Origin of the sequence: Microbacterium kyungheense (assembly GCF_006783905.1) — a bacterium.
Classification (GTDB): Bacteria; Actinomycetota; Actinomycetes; order Actinomycetales; family Microbacteriaceae; genus Microbacterium; species Microbacterium kyungheense.
The window spans coordinates 810,468-835,217 of sequence record NZ_VFPE01000002.1 but is presented as its reverse complement, the minus strand read 5'-3'; the positions used below and the strand labels follow the sequence as shown (position 1 = coordinate 835,217).

At 71.3% G+C, this 24,750-nt stretch carries 22 protein-coding genes; 5 read left to right on the top strand and 17 right to left on the bottom strand.

Features of this window, described 5'->3' with window-relative positions; translation table 11 throughout:
• Positions 1–9: 9 nt before the first annotated feature.
• On the bottom strand, positions 10–1,107 hold the full coding sequence (gene mnmA / locus FB391_RS10645; protein ID WP_141894352.1) for a tRNA 2-thiouridine(34) synthase MnmA: 1,098 nt from the start codon (positions 1,105–1,107) through the stop codon (positions 10–12).
• A 9-nt stretch (positions 1,108–1,116) separates the two neighbouring features.
• On the bottom strand, positions 1,117–2,301 hold the full coding sequence (locus FB391_RS10640) for a cysteine desulfurase family protein (protein WP_141894351.1): 1,185 nt from the start codon (positions 2,299–2,301) through the stop codon (positions 1,117–1,119).
• 105 nt (positions 2,302–2,406) lie between these two features.
• On the opposite strand from FB391_RS10640, the gene glgX reads away from it, so the two are divergent.
• From glgX to glgB, 3 genes are all read left to right on the top strand, one after another.
• Positions 2,407–4,491: a glycogen debranching protein GlgX gene (gene glgX / locus FB391_RS10635; protein WP_141894350.1), complete on the top strand. Its 2,085-nt coding sequence runs from the start codon at positions 2,407–2,409 to the stop codon at positions 4,489–4,491.
• Positions 4,492–4,679: 188 nt separating this feature from the next.
• Positions 4,680–6,647: a maltotransferase domain-containing protein gene (locus FB391_RS10630; RefSeq protein WP_141894728.1), complete on the top strand. Its 1,968-nt coding sequence runs from the start codon at positions 4,680–4,682 to the stop codon at positions 6,645–6,647.
• On the top strand, positions 6,644–8,824 hold the full coding sequence (gene glgB, locus FB391_RS10625) for a 1,4-alpha-glucan branching protein GlgB (RefSeq protein ID WP_141894349.1): 2,181 nt from the start codon (positions 6,644–6,646) through the stop codon (positions 8,822–8,824). The genes FB391_RS10630 and glgB overlap by 4 nt, the downstream gene beginning before the upstream one ends.
• A gap of 35 nt (positions 8,825–8,859) precedes the next feature.
• Here glgB and FB391_RS10620 read toward each other — a convergent pair whose 3' ends face one another.
• Entirely contained in the window at positions 8,860–9,804 is a 945-nt protein-coding gene (locus FB391_RS10620) for a tetratricopeptide repeat protein (RefSeq protein ID WP_141894348.1), read from the bottom strand.
• Positions 9,801–11,699, bottom strand: coding sequence for a DUF8094 domain-containing protein (locus FB391_RS10615; RefSeq protein ID WP_141894347.1), 1,899 nt, complete (start codon positions 11,697–11,699; stop codon positions 9,801–9,803). Before FB391_RS10615 ends, FB391_RS10620 begins: the two co-directional genes overlap by 4 nt.
• A gap of 170 nt (positions 11,700–11,869) precedes the next feature.
• Between FB391_RS10615 and FB391_RS10610 the strand changes: the two genes are divergently transcribed.
• Entirely contained in the window at positions 11,870–12,943 is a 1,074-nt protein-coding gene (locus tag FB391_RS10610; RefSeq protein WP_141894346.1) for an AI-2E family transporter, read from the top strand.
• A gap of 6 nt (positions 12,944–12,949) precedes the next feature.
• Here FB391_RS10610 and FB391_RS10605 read toward each other — a convergent pair whose 3' ends face one another.
• The 9 genes from FB391_RS10605 to rpsB form a co-directional block, all read right to left on the bottom strand.
• Positions 12,950–13,675, bottom strand: coding sequence for an alpha/beta hydrolase (locus FB391_RS10605; protein WP_141894345.1), 726 nt, complete (start codon positions 13,673–13,675; stop codon positions 12,950–12,952).
• Between the two features lies 1 nt (position 13,676).
• Positions 13,677–13,961 (bottom strand): hypothetical protein, encoded by a 285-nt coding sequence (locus FB391_RS10600; RefSeq protein ID WP_141894344.1) that lies wholly within the window; start codon positions 13,959–13,961, stop codon positions 13,677–13,679.
• A 3-nt stretch (positions 13,962–13,964) separates the two neighbouring features.
• Positions 13,965–14,558 (bottom strand): aggregation-promoting factor C-terminal-like domain-containing protein, encoded by a 594-nt coding sequence (locus FB391_RS10595; RefSeq protein ID WP_141894343.1) that lies wholly within the window; start codon positions 14,556–14,558, stop codon positions 13,965–13,967.
• 191 nt (positions 14,559–14,749) lie between these two features.
• The gene (locus FB391_RS10590; protein ID WP_141894342.1) at positions 14,750–15,313 is read right to left on the bottom strand and encodes a DivIVA domain-containing protein; all 564 of its coding nucleotides are present in this window, start codon (positions 15,311–15,313) and stop codon (positions 14,750–14,752) included.
• Complete coding sequence (locus FB391_RS10585; RefSeq protein WP_141894341.1) at positions 15,310–16,392, bottom strand: phosphatidate cytidylyltransferase; 1,083 nt, start codon at positions 16,390–16,392, stop codon at positions 15,310–15,312. Before FB391_RS10585 ends, FB391_RS10590 begins: the two co-directional genes overlap by 4 nt.
• Positions 16,393–16,400: 8 nt before the next feature.
• On the bottom strand, positions 16,401–16,955 hold the full coding sequence (gene frr / locus FB391_RS10580; RefSeq protein WP_141894340.1) for a ribosome recycling factor: 555 nt from the start codon (positions 16,953–16,955) through the stop codon (positions 16,401–16,403).
• Positions 16,956–17,007: 52 nt separating this feature from the next.
• Positions 17,008–17,727 carry a UMP kinase gene (gene pyrH / locus FB391_RS10575; protein WP_141894339.1) on the bottom strand — a complete coding sequence of 240 codons (720 nt, stop codon included), beginning with the start codon at positions 17,725–17,727 and terminating at the stop codon, positions 17,008–17,010.
• 116 nt (positions 17,728–17,843) lie between these two features.
• On the bottom strand, positions 17,844–18,671 hold the full coding sequence (gene tsf, locus FB391_RS10570) for a translation elongation factor Ts (RefSeq protein ID WP_141894338.1): 828 nt from the start codon (positions 18,669–18,671) through the stop codon (positions 17,844–17,846).
• Between the two features lie 86 nt (positions 18,672–18,757).
• Entirely contained in the window at positions 18,758–19,678 is a 921-nt protein-coding gene (gene rpsB / locus FB391_RS10565; RefSeq protein ID WP_141894337.1) for a 30S ribosomal protein S2, read from the bottom strand.
• A gap of 340 nt (positions 19,679–20,018) precedes the next feature.
• On the opposite strand from rpsB, the gene FB391_RS10560 reads away from it, so the two are divergent.
• Positions 20,019–20,594: a murein hydrolase activator EnvC family protein gene (locus FB391_RS10560; protein WP_246093455.1), complete on the top strand. Its 576-nt coding sequence runs from the start codon at positions 20,019–20,021 to the stop codon at positions 20,592–20,594.
• A gap of 3 nt (positions 20,595–20,597) precedes the next feature.
• On the opposite strand, the gene FB391_RS10555 is transcribed toward FB391_RS10560, so the two are convergent.
• The 4 genes from FB391_RS10555 to FB391_RS10540 are packed head-to-tail and all read right to left on the bottom strand — an operon-like array spanning position 20,598 to position 24,669.
• On the bottom strand, positions 20,598–21,506 hold the full coding sequence (locus FB391_RS10555) for a tyrosine-type recombinase/integrase (RefSeq protein ID WP_141894336.1): 909 nt from the start codon (positions 21,504–21,506) through the stop codon (positions 20,598–20,600).
• Between the two features lie 60 nt (positions 21,507–21,566).
• Complete coding sequence (gene dprA / locus FB391_RS10550; RefSeq protein WP_141894335.1) at positions 21,567–22,784, bottom strand: DNA-processing protein DprA; 1,218 nt, start codon at positions 22,782–22,784, stop codon at positions 21,567–21,569.
• Entirely contained in the window at positions 22,781–24,304 is a 1,524-nt protein-coding gene (locus tag FB391_RS10545) for a YifB family Mg chelatase-like AAA ATPase (protein WP_141894334.1), read from the bottom strand. The genes dprA and FB391_RS10545 overlap by 4 nt, the downstream gene beginning before the upstream one ends.
• Positions 24,301–24,669 (bottom strand): YraN family protein, encoded by a 369-nt coding sequence (locus FB391_RS10540; RefSeq protein WP_141894333.1) that lies wholly within the window; start codon positions 24,667–24,669, stop codon positions 24,301–24,303. Before FB391_RS10540 ends, FB391_RS10545 begins: the two co-directional genes overlap by 4 nt.
• Between the last annotated feature and the right edge of the window lie 81 nt (positions 24,670–24,750).

The following is a 24,750-nucleotide window of genomic DNA, read 5'->3' as shown; positions in this document are numbered from 1 at the left end:
CGCCACGGATCACACCGAGACGGGAACCGCCGAGACGGTGGTCGCGATGGTGAACTGGCCGATGACGCGCGTGCCGTCGTAGAGCACGGCGGTCTGCCCGGGCGCGACGCCGTCGAAGGGCGTCTCGGGCACGACGGTGAGCCGTCCGTCCGCGAGCGTCGCGGTGGCCGGCACGGGATCGGCGTGTGCGCGGATCTGCACGTCGCACACGAACGACCCCTCGGCCTGCGGACGCCCGGCCCACGAGTATCGCTCCCCCGCGATCTCGGCCGTCGCGAGCGCCTCTTTGGGGCCGACCACGACGGTGTTCGACACCGGCCGCACCTCGAGCACGAAGCGGGGCTTGCCGTCCGGGGCGGGCACGCCGAGCTGCAGCCCACGTCGCTGACCGACGGTGAACGCGTGCGCGCCCTCGTGCGTGCCGATGACCTCGCCCGAACGGTCGACGATGTCGCCCTGCTCGGCGCCGACCCGCTCGGCGAGCCAGCCGCGCGTGTCGCCGTCGGGGATGAAGCAGATGTCATGGCTGTCGGGCTTGTGCGCGACCGTGAGGCCGCGCTCCTCGGCCTCGGCCCGCACGAGCGCCTTCGACGGCGTCGATCCGAGCGGGAAATAAGTGTGCGCAAGCTGGTCGGCGTCGAGCACGCCGAGCACGTAGGACTGGTCCTTCGCGGCATCTGAGGCCCGGTGCAGCTCGAGGCCTTGGGGACCGTCGACCAGCGTCGCGTAATGACCCGTGCACACGGCGTCGAAGCCGAGCTCGATCGCGCGCTCGAGGAGCGCGGCGAACTTGATCTTCTCGTTGCAGCGCATGCACGGGTTCGGGGTGCGGCCGGCGCGGTACTCCGACACGAAGTCCTCGATGACGTCGTCGCGGAACCGCTCCGAGAAGTCCCAGACGTAGAACGGGATGCCGAGGCGATCGGCCGCCCGGCGCGCGTCCATGGCGTCCTCGATCGTGCAGCAGCCGCGGCTGCCCGTGCGCAGCGTCCCGCCCGCGCGCGAGAGCGCGAGATGCACGCCGACGACGTCGTGCCCCGCCTCGACGGCCCGTGCGGCCGCCACGGCGGAATCCACTCCACCGCTCATGGCCGCCAGGATCCGCATGGTCCCAGTCTACGAAGCGCGGCCTGTGCGCGGGCCGGATGCCGCACGCGCGCGCTCCACGGCCTCGGGAAGCGCCGCCAGCGCAGCCTCCACGTCCTCCGCGGTCGTGGTGCGGCCCAGGGTGAAGCGCAGCACCTGCCGGGCCTCGGCGTCGCTGCGTCCGAGCGCCAGCACGACGTGCGACGGCTCGGGGACTCCCGCCTGGCATGCCGATCCCGTCGAGACCGAGATGCCGGCCCGATCGAGCAGGAACAGCAGCGTCTCGCCGGATGCTCCCGGGAACAGCACATGTGCGTTGCCCGGCACGCGGTCGACCGGGTCGCCGAGCAGCTCCGCCCCGGGGATGGACGACCGGATGCCGCCCACCAGCCGGGTCCGCAGCGCGCTGAGCCGCGCGGCCTCCGCCTCGCGTTCGGCCGCTGCCAGCTCCGCGGCGACCGCGAACGCGGCCGCGCCGGCCACGTCCTGCGTGCCCGCGCGCAGGCGCCGCTGCTGCGCTCCGCCGTGGACGAGGGCGGTCATTTCGGCGGCGCGCGACACGACGAGCGCGCCGACGCCGGCGGGGCCGCCGATCTTGTGCGCCGAGACGCTCATCGCCACCAGTCCGGCACCCCCGTGCGCGGAGCCGCGCCAGCCGCGGAACGAGACGGGCAGGTGCCCGAAGGCGGCGACCGCGTCGAGGTGGAGCGGCACGCCGGCTGCGGCCGCGGCATCCGCGAGGGCCGCCGCGTCGTTGACCGTCCCGACCTCGTTGTTCGCCACGAGCGCCGTGGCCAGCGCCGCGCCCGCAAGGGCGCCGCCGAACGCGCCGACGGGGATGCGGCCGACGGCGTCGAGCCGGACGTGCCTCACCTCGGCACCCTGCGCCTCCAGCCACTCGACGGCGTCCAGCGTGGCGTGATGCTCACCGTCAGGCAGCACGACGGCATCCGTCGTCTCGTCACGCGCCCACCACAGCCCCTTGACCGCGAGGTTCACCGCCTCGGTGCCGCCCGAGGTGAACACGACCTCGATCGGATCCGCGTCCAGCACGGCGGCCAGTCGCTCGCGCGCCTCTTCGAGCGTGCGGCGGGCGTCCTGCCCGGCGCCGTGGATGGACGACGCGTTGCCGACGGCGGAGGCCGCCGTCAGCCACGCGTCGCGCGCCTCGGGCCGGAGCGGCGCGGTGGCGGCGTGATCGAGATAGACAGGCACCCGGCATCCTCTCGGCTCAGGGCGGTGGGCTGCGCCCGGGTGTCGTGCGCTGTGGGACCCGGTCCCGTAACGCCGCCGACTCGGACCATGGTTATGGTAGTCCGCATGGTCAGCCCGGAGTCCGTCATCACGCGCCCCGTCTCGGGGCTGCTCAGCCCCGAGCTCGAGGGACTGGGCGTCGAGCTGGTGCCCGGAGGGGCGAGACTGCGCGTCTGGTCGGGCGCCGCCGATGCCGTCGACCTCGTGGTCTTCGACGACACCGACCTCGACTGGATCACGGCGACCGAGCCGCTCGCGCCGGTCGGCGGCGGCGTGTGGGAGGTCACCTCGGCGCTGCTGCGGCCCGGCACCCGCTACGCGGTCCGCGTCGACGGGCCGCACGCGCCCGGCAACACGTTCAACCGCGGCACCCTCCTGCTCGAGCCGTACACGAAGGGACTCGTGCGCACCGGGTACGACGGCTGGCGCTCGGTGGTCGTCGAGGGGTCGTTCGACTGGGGCGACGCGCGCAAGCCCGCCGTGCCGATGGACCGCACCGTGCTGTACGAGGGCCACCTCAAGGGGCTGTCCAAGCGGCATCCCGCCCTGCCCGGCGCGCTGCGCGGCACCTATGCGGGGCTCGCGCATCCCGCGATGGTGGAGCACTTCCTCGAGCTGGGCATCACCAGCATCGAGCTGCTGCCGATCCATGCGTTCACGACCGAGCCCCGGCTGCTGCAGCACGGCTTGGCGAACTACTGGGGCTACAACACCCTGAACTTCTTCACGCCGCACGCGGCGTACGCCACCGAGGAGGCCCGGCGGCAGGGGCCGGAAGCGGTGCTGCGAGAGTTCAAGGGCATGGTCAAGCTGCTCCACGAGGCGGGCCTGGAGGTCATCCTCGACGTCGTCTACAACCACACGGCGGAAGAGGGGCTCGGCGGGCCTCGATCGAGCCTGCGAGGCATCGACAACCGTGCGTACTACCGCCAGCAGGACGACGGGGCGTACATCGACGTCACCGGCTGCGGCAACTCGGTGAAAACCTCGACGGATGCCGCGGCCCGGCTGGTCCTGGACTCGCTGCGCTACTGGGCGAACGAGGTGCAGATCGACGGCTTCCGGTTCGATCTCGCCGTGACGCTCGGCCGCGACGCGACGCACGAGTTCACGGCGCAGCATCCTCTCCTGCGTGCGATCGTCGACGACCCGGCGCTCGCCGGCGTCAAGAAGATCGCCGAACCGTGGGACGTGGGCATGGGCGGCTGGCACACCGGCGGCTTCGGCGACGGCTGGAGCGAATGGAACGACCGCTACCGCGACCGCGTCCGCAACTTCTGGCTCAGCGACGTCGACTACGCGCGCCGTGCGAACGTCTCCCCGGTGGGCATCGGCGGGCTCGCCCATCGCCTGGCGGGCTCCGCCAACACGTTCGACGAAGCGCGCGGACCGCTCGCGGGCATCAACTTCGTGACCGCCCACGACGGGTTCACGCTGCGCGACCTCGTCTCGTACGACGTCAAGCACAACCACGCCAACGGCGAGCACGGCCGCGACGGAGCGGACACGAACCGCTCGTTCAACCACGGCGCCGAGGGACGCACCGGCGACCCGGCGATCCTGGCGACGCGCCGGAAGGCGATGCGCAACCTGATGGGCACGCTGCTGCTGTCGGCGGGGGTGCCGATGATCACCGCGGGCGACGAGCACGCCCGCACGCAGAACGGCAACAACAACGCGTACTGCCACGACTCGGACCTCACCTGGCTGCGCTGGGAGCATACGCCGTGGCAGCAGGACCTCTACGCGCACGTGCGGCACCTGCTGCGGGTGCGGCGGGAGAATCCCGCGCTGCGTCCGAGCCGCTTCGCCCGCCTCGGAGAGCACACACCGTCCGCCTCGCTCATGGAGTGGTACGACGAGCACGGCGAGACGATGTCGATCGAGCGCTGGACCGACCCGTCGCACCGCACGCTGCAGTACGTCGCGACCTCGACACCCGAGTTCGAGGACGTGAACCGCATCCTGCTCATGATCCACGGCACCGAGCGCCCCATCGACGTCACGCTCCCCGACGCCGAGGGCGTGGCCCGGTACGTCTCGCTGTGGTCGAGCGCCGACGAGACGCCGTCCGATGAGGGCGCGGTGCTCGCGCCGGGCGATGTGGTGACGCTGCCCGGCACCTCGATGCACCTGTTCCGCGCCGAGTGACGACACGCGCGGGCTGCCGCGCCGCGGTCACGTCGCTGTCGTCCGGCCTGAGGGGACGGTAGGTTCGAGACGTGGTCACGACGACGCGCTCCGCGCGCTCCCGCCCGTGGCGGAGCGCCTCGGCTCTCCCTGTCCGCGATGCCCGTGCCTGGCAGCCCGACCCCGACACGGTGTCGCGGCGGATACCGCTGGCGCAGCCCTTCCCCTCCGTGCCGTGGGGCGACTACCGCCCGACGGCGTACGACGGCGAGGTGGTGCCGTTCCGGGTGACATCGTTCCGCGAGGGTCACGACCGGATCGGCGTGCAGGTGCGCCTGTTCTCGCCCACGGGCGACGAGTCGCTCCATCGCCTGGCCCCGCTCGATGACGGGTTCGACCGGTGGCAGACCGAGGTCGCGCTGCTCGCGCGGGGTGTGTGGCGGTTCCGCTTCGAGTCGTTCGGCGACGACTTCGCGACGTGGCAGCACGCGGCATCCGTCAAGATCGCCGCGGGAGTGGATGCCGCCGTCATGCGCGAAGCGGGAGCGCTGCTGTTCGCGCGCGCCGCTGCCGAGAAGGGCCGTCCGGCGGCCGAGAAGAAGGCGCTCACCGCCGCTGCGGCATCCCTCCGCGACGGAACGGTCGATGATGCCGGGGCGCTCGCAATCGTCGACGATGCCCGCATCGCGGCGTACTTCGCCCAGCGACCGGCCATGTCGCTGGTGACGCTGGGCGACGACCTGGAGGTGCTCGTCGAGCGCGAGCGGGCCGGAGTCGGCGCCTGGTACGAGTTCTTCCCCCGGTCCGAGGGCGCCAAGCGCCTCAAGGACGGCACCGTCAAGAGCGGCACGTTCCGCACCGCGGCCAAGCGCCTGCCTGCCGTCGCGCAGATGGGGTTCGACGTCGTCTACCTGCCGCCGATCCACCCCATCGGCACCCTCAACCGCAAGGGTCCCAACAACACCCTCGACGCGGGACCGGGCGACCCGGGCTCGCCGTGGGCCATCGGCTCGGCGGCGGGCGGGCACGACGCCGTCCACCCCGACCTCGGCACGCTGGCCGACTTCCGCGCCTTCGTCCGCGCCGCGCAGGCAGAGGGGCTGGAGGTCGCGCTCGACCTCGCGCTCCAGGCCGCTCCGGACCACCCGTGGGTCGCGGAGCATCCGGAGTGGTTCACCACGCTCCCCGACGGCACGATCGCGTACGCCGAGAATCCGCCGAAGAAGTACCAGGACATCTATCCCGTCAACTTCGACAACGATCCCGCGGGGATCCGCGCCGAGGTGCTGCGGGTGGTGCGGCACTGGATCGCCCAGGGCGTGCGTATCTTCCGCGTCGACAACCCGCACACCAAACCCCTCCAGTTCTGGGAGTGGCTGATCGCGACGGTGAACGCCGAGGAGCCGGACGTGGTCTTCCTCGCGGAGGCGTTCACGCGGCCCGCGCCGATGCAGAGCCTCGCCGCGGCCGGCTTCCAGCAGAGCTACACGTACTTCACGTGGCGCAACACGAAGCCCGAGCTGGAGGAGTTCCTCAGCGGGCTCGCGCACACCACCGACGCCTTCCTCCGGCCGAACCTGTTCGTCAACACGCCCGACATCCTCACCGAGTACCTGCAGTTCGGCGGGCGTCCCGCGTACCGCATCCGCGCCGCGATCGCCGCCACGGCGGCGCCGACGTACGGCGTGTACGCGGGCTACGAACTGTACGAGAACGTCGCCCGCCCGGGCTCCGAAGAGAACATCGACAACGAGAAGTACGAGTACAAGCTGCGCGACTGGGCGGGCGCGGCCGAGCGGGGCGACTCGCTCGCGCCGTTCCTGCAGAAGCTCAACGGCATCCGCCGTGCGCACCCCGCGCTGCGGCAGCTCCGCAACCTGGGCATCCACTGGAGCGACGACGACGCGATCCTCGTCTACGTCAAGCACCTCGACGCCGCGCTCTCGCCAGACGGCCGCAGCGACACCGTCATCGTCGTCGTCAACACCGATCCGCACTCGGTGCGCCAGACGATGGTGCACCTCGACACCCGCGTGTGGGGCGTCGAGCCCGGTGCGCCGTACGAGGTCGAGGACCTCGTCACCGGCGCGCACTGGACGTGGTCTGATCACAACTACGTGATGCTCGACGCGTTCACCGAGCCCGTCCACATCCTGCACGTGAAGGAGTCACGATGACGACGCCCTCCGACCAGCTCCTCGAGGCCGTCGCGGCGGGCTCGCACCACGATCCCCACGCCGTGCTCGGCATCCACCCCGACACCGATTCCGAAGGCACGCGCACGTGGACGATCCGCGCGCGGCGCCCCCTCGCCCGCAGCGTCACGGCGGTCTTCGAGGACGGCACCCGCGTTCCGCTGGAGCACGTGCGCGCGGGGATCTGGGAGGGCACGCGCGCGGGCGCGCGCGGCCGGTACGAGCTCGCGACGACGTACCCGCAGGGCCCGGACTACGTGGCCGACGACCCGTACCGGCACACGCCGACGATCGGCGAGCTGGACCTGCACCTCATCGGCGAGGGCCGCCACGAGGAGCTCTGGCGCGTGCTCGGCTCGCACGTGCGCGAGGACGACGGCACGCCGGGGGTCTCGTTCGCGGTGTGGGCGCCCAACGCGCGTGCGGTGCGCGTCGTGGGCGACTTCAACGGGTGGGACGGCCAGGGACACGCCATGCGCTCGATGGGCGCGAGCGGCGTGTGGGAGCTGTTCGTGCCGGGCATCGGACCCGGCACAGCGTACAAGTACGAGCTCCGCGGCCGCAGCGGCGAGTGGGTGCTCAAGGCCGACCCGATGGCGCGTTTCGCCGAGGTGCCCCCGGCGACCGCATCCGTCGTCGTCCACGCCTCGTACTCGTGGGGCGACGGCGCCTGGCTCGCCGAGCGCTCGCGCACCACACCCGTGTCGCGTCCGATGTCGATCTACGAGCTGCACCTGGGCTCGTGGCGGCAGGGGCTGTCGTACCGGGATGCCGCCGACGAGCTCATCGACTACGTCACCGCCCAGGGGTTCACGCACGTGGAGTTCCTGCCGCTGGCCGAGCATCCGTTCGGCGGCTCGTGGGGCTATCAGGTGACCGGGTACTACGCGCCGACGAGCCGGTACGGGCATCCCGACGACCTGCGCTACCTGATCGACCGCCTGCACCGGGCGGGCATCGGCGTGATCATGGACTGGGTCCCCGGGCACTTCCCGAAGGACGACTTCGCGCTGGCCCGCTTCGACGGCGAGCCGCTGTACGAGCACCCGGACCCCCGCCGTGGCGAGCACAAGGACTGGGGCACCTACATCTTCGACTACGGCCGAAACGAGGTGCGCAACTTCCTCGTGGCCAATGCCCTGTACTGGTTCGAGGAATTCCACGTGGACGGGCTGCGGGTGGATGCCGTCGCCTCGATGCTCTACCTGGACTACTCGCGCAGCGACGGCGAATGGGAGCCCAACATCCACGGCGGCCGCGAGAACCTCGAGGCGATCCGCTTCCTGCAGGAGGTGAACGCGACCGCCTACAAGCGCTACCCCGGGATCGCCATGATCGCCGAGGAGTCGACGAGCTTCCCCGGCGTGACCGCGCCCACGAGCCAGGCGGGACTGGGCTTCGGCTTCAAATGGAACATGGGCTGGATGAACGACTCGCTCGAGTACATCAAGCGGGACCCCGTCCATCGGTCGCATCACGAGGGCGAGCTGTCGTTCTCGTTCGTGTACGCGTTCAGCGAGAACTACGTCCTGCCGATCAGTCACGACGAGGTCGTCCACGGCAAGGGCAGCCTCTTCGGCCGGATGCCCGGCGATCACTGGCAGAAGCTCGCCAACATGCGCGCGTTCCTCGCGTACATGTGGGGGCACCCGGGCAAGCAGCTGCTGTTCATGGGTCAGGAGTTCGGGCAGCTCTCGGAGTGGTCCGAGGCCCGATCGCTGGACTGGTGGCTGCTCGACCAGCCGAGCCACGCGGAGCTGCTGGGATTCGTCGGAGCACTCAACGGCGTGTACCGCGCGAACTCCGCGCTCTGGGCGCGCGACGGCGACGGCGCCGCGTTCTCACGCCTCGGCGCGCCGACCTGGAACCCGAACGTCGTCGTCTTCGCGCGGCGGGACTGGCACGGCAACACGGTAGTCGTCGCGGCGAACTTCTCGGGCACGCCGCTCAGCGGCTACGAGCTCGACCTTCCCGAGAGCGGCGTGTGGCACGAGATCCTCAACACCGACTCGCAGGCCTACGGCGGCTCCGGCGTCGGCAACCTCGGCGTGGTGCACGCGGCCGAAGGCGGACGCGCGACGCTCGTGCTGCCGCCCCTGGGCGTGCTGTGGCTGCGTCACGAGACGCCCGCGCACGTTCCGTCACCGACGAGGGGCTGACGCCTCGGCGGCTCGGCGTCGCGCCGGGTCGCCGATCAGAACAGCAGCGACGCCAGGCGGCCCCGAGCCGAGATCACGCGAGGATCCGCGTCTCCGACGAGGGCGAACAGCTCCAGCAGGCGCTCGCGCACGGGGGCGCGCTCATCGGTCGGCAGCTGGGCGAACAGGTCGAGCAGGCGGCCGAAGGCGTCGTCGACGTGACCGCCGGCGATGTCGAGATCCGACACGGCCAGCTGCGCCGCGACGTCGGTCGGCGCTGCGGCGGCGGCCGCGCGGGAGTCCTGCAGATCCAGACCCTGGACGCGGTCGAGCAGGCGGACCTGCCCCAGTCCGGCGCGAGCGTCCTCGTCGCGCGGGTTCTCGGCCAGTGCCTTCTCGTAGGCGGTGATGGCGCGCGCGTAGTCGCCGGCCTCGATCGCCTCGAACGCCTCGGCGTGCAGCGGGGGCAGCGGCGGCTCTGCGGTTGCCTCCGGTGCGGCATCCGCCTCGCCGTCCACGGCCGCCCTGCCGGTCACGCCGTTCTGCGCCGCAACCTGCAGCAGCTGCGCGAACACCTCGCGCACCTGCTGCTCGGGCACCGCGCCCGTGAACAGCGGCACGGGCTGGCCGGACACGAGGGCGACGACCATCGGGATGGACTGCGCACGGAACGCCTGCGACAGCTGCGGATTCGCGTCGACGTCCACCTTCGCGAGCACCAGCCGACCCGCGAGCTCCTCCACGACGCGTTCCAGGATGGGGCTCAGCTGCTTGCACGGCCCGCACCACTCGGCCCAGAGGTCGACGACCACGGGAACCGTGCGCGAGAGCTCGAGCACCTGCGCGAAGGTGTCGTCCGTGACGTCCAGCACGAGCGCGGGCACGGTCACCGCCGCGCCTGCGGCCTGCGACTCCCCCGGCTCGGGCGCGACCGGGCGGTTGCGCAGCGACGAGAGATCGACCGCGCCGCGGACCGCGGCGCCGAGGGAGGGATCGCTCACGAGATGACCTTCGCTTCGAGGATGGCGGAAGAGTAGCCCAGCAGCCGGATCTTCTCGTTCGACCCCGGGCCGGGGACGTAGAAGAACACCTGGTCGCTGAACGTCGTCAGGAAGCCGGTGGCCGACTGGTCGGCAGCGGCCAGCGCCTTGACCGTCGGGCTGTTGTCGAGCTTGATGACGGCGTCGGGGTTGGTCGGCGTGGCCGTGTCGGTCTCGTCGATGTTGACGGCCACGATGGCGCCGCTCTCGACCGTCTGCAGCGCGAACGGAGGCTGCGTTCCGGCGGACGCGGCGAACGTCAGCGAGGCCGTCGTGTTGTTGGCCGTCTGGTTGAAGTCGGCGAGCCGTCGGTCGCGGTCGGCGGCGATGCTGGTGCGCAGCTGGTCGCCGTCGGCCTCGAACAGGCCGTAGTACTCGCTCTGCTCGCCCTTGTCGATGATGTCGGCATAGGCGGCCGCGACGTCCTGAGGGGCCAGGCTGAGGAAGGGCGAGTCGGGCTCGACCTGCGCGGCGCCGATGTAGGTGGGCGCGAGGTTCGGCAGTGTCGTGGAGGCCTCGAGGTTCGCGATGTACGACACGCGATAGTCCGACCAGGGGTCCTGCTGCGACATCACCATGATGCTCGACGTCTTCGACTCCTCATCGGCGCCGACGACGATGACCGAGCGGGGCCAGTCGTCATAGGCCTGCGGCAGGATGACGCTCAGCGGCTTGGCGAGGATCGGGTCCGGCGCCTTGTAGTCGGCGATCGCCGAGCGCAGCTTGTAGTTCGTGTCGCGGGCCGCCAGCGCCGCACCCGAGAGTCGGGTCTCGGCGAGGTCGCCGTCGAGTGCGGCATCGGCGTCGGCGACGGTCGCCGCGATCCGCGTCATGATCCGCTCGGCCTGCGCCTTGGTCACTGCGGGAGCCTGCTGGCCCTCGGGCGCGATCACCGACGCCGACGGACTCGGCGTCGGAGTGGTGCCGAACTGCGGCCACGCGTCAGCGGAGCAGCCGGTGAACAGAAGGGCCGACACGGCCACGATCGGCAGAGCCGCGAACGCGCGGCGGCTGCCGGCCACGGCCCGGCGCGACGACGCCTGGTTGCTGATCACGCCCTTGTCGTCGTCGTCGAGCTTCGAGATGTCGATGGGCTCGGTCACCGGGAGCGGCAGGCCCTTGCGACGCGGGCCGCGGCGACGACGGACGTGACGGATGCCGAGGATGTAGAGGAACACGCCGACGGCCATCAGGATCGCGCCGCCCACGATGAGCGGACCGGCCCACGGGGTCGAAGTCTGGAGGGGCCACGTCACCGTCACCTTGCTCGGCGCCGGCGCGGTGCCGTCCGCCGCCACGAGCACGCTCATGCCGGCGGGCAGCTGCAGGGGCGCGATGAGCAGGTCCTTCTGCGCGTACTCGTCGAGCCACAGGTCGGATCCGGCGGGGTTGCGGCCGGTCGCGGTCGCGGCATCGGCGCCTTCGGCGGGCGCGGCATCGCCGCCGGCGACATCGCCCGCGGCATCCCCTGCCCCGGGATCCGTCGCGGCGTCGTCTGACGCGGCGTCGCCCTCCGCCGGTGCGGCCGTGGTCTCGGCCTCCACCAGCGTCGTCTCGATCTTGCCGTCCTTGCCGAGCGACACGTGGTTGTAGGCGGCGTCGGCCAGCCAGTCCTCCATGTCGGCGGTGCGGCCGTAGGACGCGAAGAGGTCGCCCTCGGCCTGCGCACGGAGCGTCTGGGTGCCGGGCATCTGATTGAGCACAGCCCCGTCGATCAGGATGTAGGGAGCCTCATCCTTGACCGAGATCGCCGCCGTCTCGGTCTTGGGTCCCTCGAAGATCGTCCGCTGGGCGATGCCCGCCCCGATCATCACGGTGGCGAGCACGAAAGCCGCCACAGCCCACACGAAACGCACGAAGAAACCCTTTCCCGGGCGCACAGACAGACTGCCGCCCTTCGATTCGACAGTTCAGACTAGCGAAGATGACCTGGGAGGCGCGTGGGAGGGTGCCGTTCCCGGCCCGAACGCTCCTGATGCGTATCCTGGGCGAACAGGTTCGGCGCCGCAGATGAGAGGGGACCTCGATGAAGATCCACAACCCGTTCCGCACGGCGCTGCTGGCGACTCTCGGGGTGGGCCTGGGTCTTCTGCTCATCGGCAGCATCCAGAACCTGCAGACGATCCTGCTCTACGTCGGGACGGCCCTGTTCCTCTCGCTCGGGCTCGACCCGATCGTCGGGTGGCTCGAGCGCCAGAAGCTTCCCCGCTGGGCCGCGGTGCTGATCACGATCGTCGCCGTGCTCGCCGTGTTCGCGGGGATCATCACGATGATCGTTCCGATCATCGTGCAGCAGATCGGACAGCTGGTCACGACGATCCAGGACCTCGCCGACAAGGGGACGTTCGACGATCCGGTCGGGGCCATCCAGGACTGGCTGCACGCCGTGTTCCCCGCACTCAACGTCGACGAGGTGTGGGGGTACATCGAGGACTGGTACGCATCGCTCGACGTCGGCGCGATCGGCTCCGAGGTCGGCGGCAGCCTCATCGCCATCATCGGCGCCATCATCGCGGGCTTCGCCGGGGCGTTCATCGTGCTGATCCTCACGATCTACTTCACCGCCTCGACGCCCAACCTGAAGCGCGCCGTCTACCAGCTGGTCCCGGCATCCAAGCGCGCCCGCTTCATCGATCTCGGCGAGCAGATCACCGACTCCGTCGGCTACTACGTCATCGGCCAGGTCGCACTGGGTCTGATCAACGGTGTGCTGAGCGCGATCTTCCTGTCCATCATCGGAGCCCCGTTCCCGGCGGTGCTCGCGGTGATCGCGTTCTTCTTCTCGCTCATCCCGCTCGTGGGCACCCTCACCGGCTCGATCATCATCGTCCTGACGTGTCTGATCCCCGGGCTGGGCTCCCCCACGACAGCGCTGATCGCCGCCATCTACTACCTCATCTACATGCAGATCGAGGCGTACGTGATCTCACCGCGCATCATGGGCCGCGCCGTCTCGGTGCCGGGCGCGGTCGTCGTCATCGCCGCCCTGGCCGGCGGCTCGCTGCTCGGACTGCTGGGAGCACTGGTCGCGATCCCGGTGGCGGCCAGCATCCTGATCATCTACCGGCAGGTCGTGATCCCGCGGCAGAACGAGCGATAGCCGCGCTCAGCCGGCTTCGGCGGGGCCGTGCCACTCGGTCGGCAGCGGAAGGGCGTCCGGGTTCACCGCCGCGACGATCTCGGTCAGGACGCGCCGGGTCTGGTTCTCACCCACCCACAGGTGCTTGCCGCCCTCGACGGGGATGAGCACGGCCTCGGGCACGCTCGCGAAGCGCTCAGCGGCGGCGTCGGGACGCAGATAGTCGTCGAACTCCGGGATGAGCACGATCAGCCGGCGCGAATCGCCCGCCCATGCGGCCACCTCGTCGTCCGTCGCACGATGCAGGGGCGGCGACAGCAGCACCGCGCCCTCGACGTCGTGGTCTCGTCCGTACTTGAGCGCCAGCTCGGTGCCGAACGACCAGCCGATGAACCAGGGCCGCGGCAGGGCGCGCGCGTGGACGAAGTCCATCGCCGCCGCGACGTCGAATGCCTCGGCCCGGCCGCCGTCGAAGGCGCCGTCGCTCGTCCCCCGCGGTGACGACGTCCCGCGCGTGTTGAACCGGAGGACCGCGAGATCGGCCAGCGCGGGCAGGCGCCCGGCAGCCTTGCGCAGGATGTGCGAATCCATGAACCCGCCCGCGGTGGGCAGCGGATGCAGCGTCACCAGGGTCGCGACCGGGTCACGGTCCGGCGGCAGCGCCAGCTCTCCGACCAGGGTGAGCCCGTCGAGCGTCTCGAGCTCGACCTCTTCGCGTCGCGCCGGAAGCTCTATCGGACCGCGGATCTCCATGTCAGGCCACCTTCCAGCAGTGCTGATGCCAGTGCCGGCGAGCGGCGAGATCGGCGGCATCCCCCAGCACGCCGTCGGCGCGCCACGCCACGAGGTGCGCGACCCCGACATCGATCGGGCCGCCGCACCCTGGGCAGCGGTAGACCTTCTGAGCCTGCGCGGCCGACACCGGCTGGATCGTCCACTCGACCCCGCGACGGTACTCGGTGCGCTTCCACCCCGCGAGCAGCCGCTCGAACGAATCGTGCCCGCTCGAATCGTTCCGGCGGCGATTGGACCGCGGCATGGCTCAGTACCAGCCGGTGCTCTGCGAGTGGCCCCACGCCCCGCACGGGGTGCCGTACCGGCCGCCGATGTAGCCCAGGCCCCACGTGATCTGCGTCGCGGGATTGGTCTCCCAGTCGGCGGCCACGCTGCCCATCTTGCTGCCGGGCAGGGCCTGCGGAATGCCGTAGGCGCCGCTGCCGGCGTTGTAGGCGTTGACGCGCCAGCCGGACTCCTTCTTCCACAGGGCGACGAGGCACGCGAACTCGTCGTCGCTCCAGCCACGCGCCTTCACCATGTCGTACGCGATCGCCTGCGCCGAGCCGGGATCGGGGGTGACGAACGGTGGACGCCAGCCAGTGGAGGCGCTGGACCCTGTCGCGACCGGCGCGACGGTCGGCTTGGGCTTCACGTACACGGAGTAGCTGCCGCGGTCGAGCTCCACCGCCGGGGCCGGCACCGCGGAGGAGTCGCCGGTGATCGACTGGACGTCCTCCAGCGAACTCGCGTACAGCGACACCGACTCTGGGCCGGTATCGGCGTCGGCCAGAGCGACCCCGATCGGTCCCACGTAGGCGGCGACGAAGCCCAGCGCGGCGAAGGCCGCGAATGCCCCCACGACACCGCGCCGCCGCGACCAGCGCGACGTGGTGGACGCGGACCGGGGCGCCGCGACAGCACGACGACGAGCCCGGGTCGACACGTCCTGACGTCGGGAGCGTCTGGTCGGGGTCAGATCGTTTCCGGAAGTCACAGTGCCCCGATTCTCGCACAGGCCCGTCGGATCTTTCCATCCGACGCGGCGGGCCGTCACTTCACCGCGAGCATGACCTCGACGACCGCGTCGAGCACTGCGTCGACCTGGGCCTCCTGGTAGCCGCCCCGCTGCATGCGGAAGGCGACGGATCGCACCTGTTCGACGGTGACCGACTGGCCGGTCTCGAGGTACTTCGCCAGCTTGTCGGCGACCAGGTCGACCTCATCGACGCGGTAGCCGTAGCGCAGCGCCGAGACGCGTTCGAAGCGCTCCTTGCGCGGCCGCGCCAGCCGGTCGAGCACCTCCTGCGCGAGCTCGCGCGTGTGACCCACCCATGCGTTCACGCCCGAGGCGGCCACGGCCGTGGTCCGCTCGCGCGCGGCGAAGGCGTCCTCGATGCGGCCGAGTGCGGCATCCACCGATCCGATGACATAGCCGTGACGCACCAGCGGGAAGGCGACCTGGCGGATGTCGGCGGACGTCATGCCCGTCGCGCCGCTCTCGAACGCGCCACGGGCCTCGGCCAGGAAGTCGTCGACGGCCTCCTTCTCGTACCCCTTCTCGCGTCCGCGAGTCTCGGGGAAGGAAGCGCGCGCGGGCGCGTCGGATGCCGTCATGATGCCACCAGGGGGGTGAAGAGGTAGTACAAGGTCAGTGCGGCGACCGTGGACGGAAGGATCGAGTCCAGGCGGTCCAGGACGCCGCCGTGGCCGGGCAGCCACGAGCTCATGTCCTTGATGCCGAGGTCGCGTTTGATCATCGACTCGCCGAGGTCGCCGGCAGTCGCGGTCGCGAGGATGAGGATGCCGAACACGACGCCCATCCACCAGTCGATGCCGAGCATGAACAAGCCGACGAGCACGCCCGCGAGGATCGCGGCTGCAGCGGCCCCGGCGAAGCCCTCCCACGTCTTCTTCGGGCTGATGCGCGGCGCCATGGGGTGCTTGCCGAACGAGATGCCCGCGACGTACGCACCGGTGTCGACCGCGACCGCGACGATGATGAACCCGAGGACCCACCACTCGCCGCCGTCCTTGCTGAGCAGCACGATGCACAGGCTGCCGAGGAAGGCGACGTAGAGCTGCAGGAAGGTCGCGATGAGCACGTCGCCGAGCACGGTGCCGTACGCGCGACCGTCGTGCGAGGCCATCTGCGCGACCAGGCGCCACACGACCACGAACGCCAGCGCGACGAACAGGATCACCCATTGCAGCCACGGCGTGACGAAGTACGCCGTGCCGACCACCAGCGCACCCGCGATCAGCTGCGGCACGAGATCGACGCGGCGACCGGACGCGACCAGCGCCCTCGAGAACTCGAAGATCGACAGCAGCACCGCGGCCAGCGCGAACACCAGGAACAGCCACTTCACGAACAGCAGCGACCCCAGCAGCGCCAGGCCGATCGCCAGTCCGATCAGGATCGCGAGGAGCAGGTCGCGCCCGGTCCGCTCCTTGATGCGCTCGTTGGCCACTTCGAAGTCGGCCTTCGCCTGGGCCACCTGGCTCTCGAACTCGCTGCGCGCCGCCCGCAGGTGCGCCTGCAGCACCGCACCGGGGTCGGCATCGCCGGCCGCATCGCCCGCTTCTGGTGCACGCCGACCATCGTCCGCGAGGCGGTGGGGGTCCTCGGCGTCGTGCCGGATCCGAGGCGGCTCGCGGTCGTCGTCGCCCTGCGGGCCGGATGCGTCGGTCATGGCGGTCCTCAGACCTCGAGGAGCTCGGCCTCTTTGCGCTTGAGCGCCTCGTCGATGGCGTCGACGTGGGCGCGCGTCAGCGCGTCGAGTTCCTTCTCGGCGCGGGAGAGCTCGTCGTCGCCGACTTCACCCTTGAGCGCATCGATGTCGTCCTTCGCCTTGCGGCGGATGCCGCGCACGTGCACCTTGGCGTCCTCGCCCTTCGTGCGCGTCAGCTTGACGTACTCCTTGCGGCGCTCCTCGGTGAGCTCGGGCATCGTGACGCGCACGATGTTGCCGTCGTTCGTGGGGTTCACGCCGAGGTTGGGGATGTCGCGGATGGCCTGCTCGATCGCCTTGAGGGCCGACTTGTCGTACGGGGTGACGATGAGCGTGCGCGCCTCGGGGTTGTTGATCGACGCGAGCTGCGCGAGCGGCGTCGGCGTCCCGTAGTAGTCGACCAGGACCTTCTGGAACAGCTGCGGGTTCGCACGACCGGTGCGCACCGTCGCGAAGTCCTCCTTCGCTGCCTCGACGGCGCGGTCCATGCGCGCTCCGGCATCTGCCAAGACGTCCGCGATCACAGTGTCTCCTTCATATGGATGGGGCTGGTCAAGTCTACCGACGGCACGGCTCTCACGCCGTGACGAGCGTGCCGATGGATTCACCCAGGAGTGCGCGGGTGACGTTTCCGGCGGGCTCCATGCCGAACACCCGCATGTCCATGCGGTTGTCCATGCACAGGCTGAACGCCGTCGAGTCGACGACCTTGAGTCCGCGCTGCAGCGCGTCGAGGTAGGTGATGCGGTCGATCTTGGTGGCGGAGGCATCCTTCTTCGGGTCCGCCGTGTACACGCCGTCCACGCCGTTCTTGGCGACAAGGACCTCCTGCGCGTCGATCTCGAGCGCGCGCTGGGCGGCGACGGTGTCGGTCGAGAAGTACGGAAGGCCGGCACCGGCTCCGAAGATCACGACGCGACCCTTCTCCATGTGGCGCTCGGCCCGGCGCGGGATGTAGGGCTCCGCGACCTGCGTCATCGAGATCGCCGACTGCACCCGGGTGGCGGCACCGGCCTGCTCGAGGAAGTCCTGCAGAGCCAGGGCGTTCATCACCGTGCCCAGCATGCCCATGTAGTCCGCGCGTCCGCGGTCCATCCCGCGCTGGCTGAGCTCGGCGCCACGGAAGAAGTTGCCGCCGCCGACGACGACCGCGATCTCGACACGGTCGACGGCCTCTGCGATCTCACGTGCGATCTGGCCCACGACGTCGGGGTTCACGCCGAGCTGACCCCCTCCGAACGCCTCGCCCGACAGCTTCAGCAGGACGCGGCGGCGTCCGGTGTTCTCGTTGATCACGGTGATCCTCTCGATGACGAAAAACTAGCGGGCAAGCCGCAGACTACCCAGGAAAGGCCCCGAAGGGCATGAGAAAAGGCCCGCACCGGAATCCGGATGCGGGCCTTCTCAGCAGGTCAGGCGCCGACCTTGAAGCGGGCGAAGCCCGTCAGGGTCAGACCGGCGTCCTTCGCGACCTGCGCGACGGACTGCTTGTTGTCCTTCGCGTAGTCCTGGTCGAGCAGGGCGACCTGCTTGAAGAACGCGTTGACGCGGCCCTCGACGATCTTGGGCAGAGCGGCCTCGGGCTTGCCCTCGTTGCGCGAGATCTCGGTGACGATCTCGCGCTCCTTCTCGACCTCGGCCTCGGGGACCTCGTCGCGCGAGAGGTAGGACGGGTTGGCGAACGAGATGTGCTGGGCGAGGCTGCGGGCCGTCTCGGCGTCGTCGCCCGTGTAGGCGAGCACCACGCCGACCTGCGGGGGCAGGTCCTTGCTGGTGCGGTGCAGGTAGATCTCGAACTTGTCGCCCGAGAGGGTGACGACGCGGCGCAGCTCGACCTTCTCGCCGATGATCGCGGCCTCGTCCGAGATGAGCTCGGCGACGGTCTGCGAGCCGGCGGGAGCGGCGAGGGCGGCCTCGGCCGACTCGGCGCCCGCGGCAGCGGCGGCGTCGAGGACCTTGTCGGCCAGCGCGATGAAGCGCTCGTTCTTCGCGACGAAGTCGGTCTCGGTGTTCAGCTCGATGAGCGTGACCTTGCCGTCCTGCTCCTTGGCGGCGACGAGGCCCTCGCTGGTGGAGCGGTCGGCGCGCTTGGCGTTGCCCTTCGCGCCCTTCAGGCGGAGGATCTCGACAGCCTTCTCGAGGTCGCCGTCGGCCTCCTCGAGCGCCTTCTTGGTGTCGACCATGCCGGTGCCGAGCTGCTCGCGCAGCGCCTTGATGTCGGCGATCGTGAAGTTTGCCATGGGTGGCGGCTCCTTGTGTTCGTGAGTTCTCGTGGATGCCGCGGCGGAGTCGTCCTCAGACGACTCCGCCGGGCGGGAAGATGCGATTACGCCTGGTCGGCGGCCTCGACGGCCGGCTCCTCGGCGGCAGCCTCGGTCGCGACGGCCTCGGCGGCGGCCTCAGCGCCCGCCTCGTCGGCCGGCGACTCGGTCGCGATGGTCTCGACCTCGGCGACGTCGGTGACGACCGGGGTCTCGTCCGCGGCAGCACCCTGCTCGAGCAGCTCGCGCTCCCAGTCGGCCAGCGGCTCGGCGTCGGCGGCCTCGTCGGTGGGCTGGTGGCGCTGGATCAGGCCCTCGGCGGCGGCGTCGGCGATGATGCGGGTGAGCAGGCCCACCGAGCGGATCGCGTCGTCGTTGCCGGGGATCGGGTACTGGAACTCGTCCGGGTCGGCGTTGGTGTCGAGGATGCCGATCACCGGGATGCCGAGCTTCGAGGCCTCGTCGATCGCGAGGTGCTCGCGCTTGGCGTCGACGACCCAGATGGCCGACGGGGTCTTCTGCAGGTTGCGGATACCGCCGAGCGACTTGTGCAGCTTGTCGAGCTCGCGCTTCTTGAGGAGGAGCTCCTTCTTGGTGAAGCCGCTCGCGGCCGGGTCCTCGAAGTCGAGCTCCTCGAGCTCCTTCATGCGCGCAAGACGCTTCGACACCGTCGAGAAGTTGGTGAGCAGACCGCCGAGCCAGCGCTGGTTGACGTACGGCTGGCCGACGCGGGTCGCCTGCTCGGCGATGACTTCCTGCGCCTGCTTCTTGGTGCCGACGAAGAGGACAGTGCCGCCGTGGGCGACGGTCTCCTTGACGAACTCGTACGCCTTGTCGATGTACGTCAGCGACTGCTGGAGGTCGATGATGTGGATGCCGCTGCGCTCCGTGAGGATGAAGCGCTTGACCTTCGGGTTCCACCGGCGGGTCTGGTGTCCGAAGTGGACGCCGCTGTCGAGCAGCTGGCGAATGGTGACGACGGCCATGGCCGGTCTCCTGTTCTGGCGCACGTGCGCCTGTTGCGGTTGTCTCGCGCCGACCGTCGGCCGGCGAGCCTGGTGCCCGGCACATGCCCGCCCTGCGTTCGCCGTGGAGCGTTCGCAAGGACCGATGGGAATGGATGCCGCGTCACAGACGTCGTCCCGTTCGAGCCGAGATCCGTCACGCTGAGGGCACGCGGAGTCACTCCGACATGCGGAGTGCGGCTCCCAGTGTATCAGGAGCGGCGCCCTCGGCCCCTCCTCCCCCGCGTCCGGCGGGCGGGGGTTCTCCACGGATCCCGGGCCGCCGGCATCCCGGCGACGGCAGGTGCGCGAGGCTCGGACGATGATGCCTCACGCAGCCCACCGTGCGCGGCGCCGACGGCGGTTCGTCGCGGGGCTGCTGTCCGCGGTCCTCGCCCTGTCCGGCGCCGACTTGTCCGGCGCGGCTCAGGCGGTCGGCCCGGCGCCCGGGACGGGCGCCCCAGCGCCCGACGACGCCGCCTCGCCGCGCGGAACGGGCTGGGTGTGGCCGTCTCACCCCGTTCGCATCGCGCAGCCGTTCGTCGCCCCTCCGCACGCGTATGGCCCCGGACATCGCGGTATCGACCTGCGCCCCCTGGGCGGTGACGACATCGTCGCACCCGACGCGGGGATCGTCGCGTTCTCCGGGCCGGTCGCCGGCCGCGGCGTCCTCACCATCGACCACGGCGACGGCCTGGTCACGACACTGGAGCCGATCGACTCCCCTCTCACGGCGGGTGCACCGGTCGAGCGGGGCGATGTCGTGGGAACAGTCTCCCTCGGCGGACACGTCGAGCCGGGGACCTTCCACTTCGGGGTGCGGCTGGACGGCGAGTACATCAACCCGCTGATGCTGCTGGGCGGTGTCCCGCGCGCAGTGCTGCTCCCCTGCTGCTGAGCGTCAGGCGCGCGGGTGCGCGAGGCGGTACGAGGCCGCCAGCCGCTCGCTCGACACGTGCGTGTAGATCTGCGTCGTGCCGAGGCTCGCGTGCCCGAGTATCTCCTGGACGGCGCGCAGGTCGGCGCCGCCGTCGAGCAGGTGCGTCGCGGCGGAGTGGCGCAGCGCGTGCGGACCGACCTGCGACCCCAGTTCCGGTCCGAGTCGTCGGGACACGAGGTCGTAGACTGCGCGCGGTCCGAGTCGACCGCCGCGGGCGCCGAGGAACAGCGCGGCCGCCGCCCCGCCCCGCTCGTCTGCCCGGGCGGCGAGGACGGGGCGCGCACGCACCATGTACGCCTCGACGGCGCGCAGCGCCGGCAGGCCGAACGGCACCACCCGCTCCTTGGAGCCCTTGCCGAGCACGCGCACGGTCCGGCGATCCCGATCGACGTCGTCGAGGTCCAGCCCGCAGAGCTCCGAGACGCGCACGGCCGCCCCGTACAGCAGCTCGATGACGGCGTGATCGCGCAGCGCCGCGGGGTCTCCGTCGGCTGCAGCGGCAGCCATCGCGGCGAGCACCTCGTCGAGAGTCTGCACCGTCGCGACCTTGGGCAGCGTCTTGCCGCGCTTGGGTGAGACGAGCCGAAGACTCGGATCTGCCTCGATCAGCTCGGTCTCGGTCGCCCACGCGAAGAAGCCGCGCACCGCAGCGGTGCGGCGAGCGATGGTGCTGCGGCTGTCACCGCGTTGCACCGCCTGCCACAGCCACTCGCGCAGCATCTCGAGGTCCACCTCCGAGAGCTCGGCGTCGCCGCACGAGAGCCGCAGACCGGCGAGGTCCGACCGGTAGGCGCGAACGGTCGCGGACGACAGCCTGCGCACCTGCTCCAGGTGGCGCAGGTATGCGTCGGCGGCCGCGTCGATCGTCATCCCTCCAGCATGGCGCGCGGACCTGCCCTCCCGGGCACGACGCCCCGCGGCCGGCGACGTTCACCGGCGTGCGGACGCCGATCGCCACCCGTCGACCCCCGCGTGCACCGATCCCTCCAGCTGCAGCATGCCGAGCAGGATCCGCACCTCGTCGACCGCCATGCCCGCGCGACGTGCGACTTCGTCGGCATCCCGCCCCACCCGATTGCTCAACGCATCCTGCACGCGGGTCGCGTCATCGGTGCGCCGCGCCGCAGCCGTCGCGGCACTCCCGGCCGCCGCGGCTGCGGTGCCGCCCCCCGACGAGGGCGCCCACGACCCGAGCAGCTCGAGCACGTCATCTGCGCTCGTGATGCAGACGGCGGCGCTCTCGCGGATGAGGCGGTGGGTCCCGGCCGACGCGGGCGCCGTGATGGGCCCGGGAACCGCCCCGAGGGCGCGGCCGAGCTGCGACGCGTGGCCTGCCGTGTTGAGCGAGCCGCTGCGCCAGCCGGCTTCGACGACGACCGTCGCCGTCGTAAGGGCCGCGATCAGCCTGTTCCGCTGCAGGAACCGCCACTTGGTGGGCGCCGACCCGCACGGCACCTCGCTGACGACGGCGCCGGTCTGCGCGATGTCGTCGATGAGCCGCGTATGCCCCGCTGGGTAGGCGCGCTCGGCGCCTCCGGCGAGCAGTGCGACCGTGACGCCGCCGGCGCTCAGCGCGGCCCGGTGCGCGGCACCGTCGATGCCGTACGCGCCGCCGGAGACGATGGGCACGCCCGTCGCCGCGAGCTCCGCCGCCAGCTCGCGCGCGACGAGATCGCCGTAGCCCGAGGCGGCGCGGGCGCCGACGATCGCCACCGAGGGCTGAAGCCGGGCGAGGACGCCGGCATCCCCTCGCACCCACAGGCACAGCGGCGCGTGCGACTCGAGGTCGTCGAGCTGGTCCGGCCAGACGGCATCGTCCCGCGTGACGAGCGCGATGTCGCGAGCGCCGGCGATGCGCAGCGTATCGGCGACCGCCTGTGCCGACAGCCGGGGCAGCCAGCGCTTGCGTGCTTCGGTGCGCTCGCGGGCGGTGAGTTCGTCCAGGGGGCTCCCGGCGATCAGCGACTCAAGGGCAAGCAGGGGCCCGCGCGCGGCGACGAGGCGTCCGGCCACCGAGTCCCCGGGCTCCACGAGCTGATCCCACACGGCGATGGCGTAGCGGTCGAGGGCCTCGTCATCGGACAGGGTCAGGTGCAGGGGCGCCAGCGCGGCGCGGGCGGCGCGTGCCGAGAGCTCGAAGGCGGTCATCGTGCGAGGCCCTTCTTGAGGTACAGCGCACGGCCGATGTGGTCGACGCCGAGCCGCGGTCGCCCCTCGATGTCGGCGAGCGACCAGGCGACCCTCAGCACACGGTCGTAGCCGCGCAGCGTGATGGCACCTCGCGTCAGGGCGGCGTCCAGTGGGCGGCGCACGGTGGGCTCCGGCGACGCCGGTCCCTCGCGCAGCCACGTGCCGGGCACATCGGCGTTCACCCGCCAGGCGGTGTTCCGCAGACGATGGCGCGCCCGGGCGCGGGCCTCGGCGACCTGCTCACGGGCGGCCTCCGTCGAGGTCACCGGCGCGGCCGCGCGCTGCGCGACCGAGACCCGTGCGAGAGTCAGCTCGATGTCCATGCGATCCAGCAGCGGCCCCGACAATCGCCCGAGGTAACGCCGGATGGCGGCCGGAGGGCAGACGCAACGGCCGCCGCGGATGCCGTAGTCACCGCACGGACACGGGTTCGTCGCGAGAACGAGCTGGAACCGCGCCGGGTACTCGGCGTGAGCACCGGCGCGGTGGATCGCGATCGACCCCGTCTCCAGCGGCTGGCGCAGGGCGTCGAGCACCGAGGCGGGGAACTCACCCGCCTCGTCCAGGAACAGCACGCCCTCGCTCGCGCGCGCGATGGCGCCCGGGCGCACGACGCGTGAGCCGCCGCCCACCAGGGCGGCGACCGAGGCGCTGTGGTGCGGCGCCTCGAACGGCGGCGTGCGGGAAAGCTCGACGACACGCGCTCCGGCGAGACTGCGGATCGAGGCGGCGGTGAGCGCGGCACGGTCGTCGAGGGCCGGAAGGATGCCGGGCAGCCGTCGCGCGAGCATCGTCTTGCCGGCCCCGGGCGGCCCGCACATCAGCAGATGATGGCCGCCGGCCGCCGCGACGATGAGCGCCTCGACGGCTTCGCGCTGCCCGATGACGTCTGCGAGGTCCAGCTCATCGGCCGCGTGGGCATCCTCGTCGGCGAGCGCAACCGGCTGATCGTCGGGGATCTCGACCTCGCCGCCGTGCCAGGCGACCACCTGAGCGAGGTTCACCGCCGCAAGCACCTCGATGCCGTCGACGAGCGCCGCCTCCGGACCGTTCGCGTGTGCCACGACGACACGACGATGCCCGGCGCGGCGCGCCGCGACCACCGCCGGCAGGACGCCCGGCACCGGGCGCAGCCGCCCGTCGAGCCCCAGTTCGCCGATGTGCACCGTCGTCGCGACGGAGGCGGCATCCATTCCGGGCTCGGTCGCGAGCGAGGCGACCGCGATCGCGATGTCGAACCCGGATCCCTGCTTCGGCAGGCTCGCGGGCGACAGATTGACGGTCAGCCGGCGTCGCGGAAGCGGGGTGCCGCTGTTCGCGCACGCATTGTGCACGCGCTGCACCGCTTCACCCAGCGCCTTGTCGCCGAGCCCGATGATGCGGAACTCGGGGGTCTGCTGAGTCAGGTCGGCCTCCACCTCGACGCACTCCCCCTCGGCCCCGACCATCGCCACCGCCCACGTTCGCGCGACGCTCACGGCACCTCCACGTCGACGAGGTGCTCGAGGGCCGCGGTGGCCGGCAGCGGCCCGGTCAGGCCGATGGCGTCGATGCGAAGGCGCCGCCCCTGGACCGCCTCGCGATGCTCGGCCGCCCAGGCCGCGGCCAGGCGCCACAGCCGCGCCCGCTTGCGGGCGTCGATCGCCTCGAACGGGTGCCCGAAGTCCACGCCCCGCCGCGTCTTGACCTCGACCACGACTACGGTCCGAGCGTCCGCGACGACGAGGTCGATCTCGCCGGCGCGGCAGCGCCAGTTGCGCGCGAGGATCGTGTATCCGAGGTCCGAGAAGTAGCGGGCTGCGCGGTCCTCACCGGCGTGCCCGAGGTCGTCCTTGTCTGCCATTCCGGCATCGTCGCGCGCCGTGGCCGGCGCGCGGACGCCGGGTTGCGGCATCCGTTCACAACTGCGCCGAACCGTGCGGAT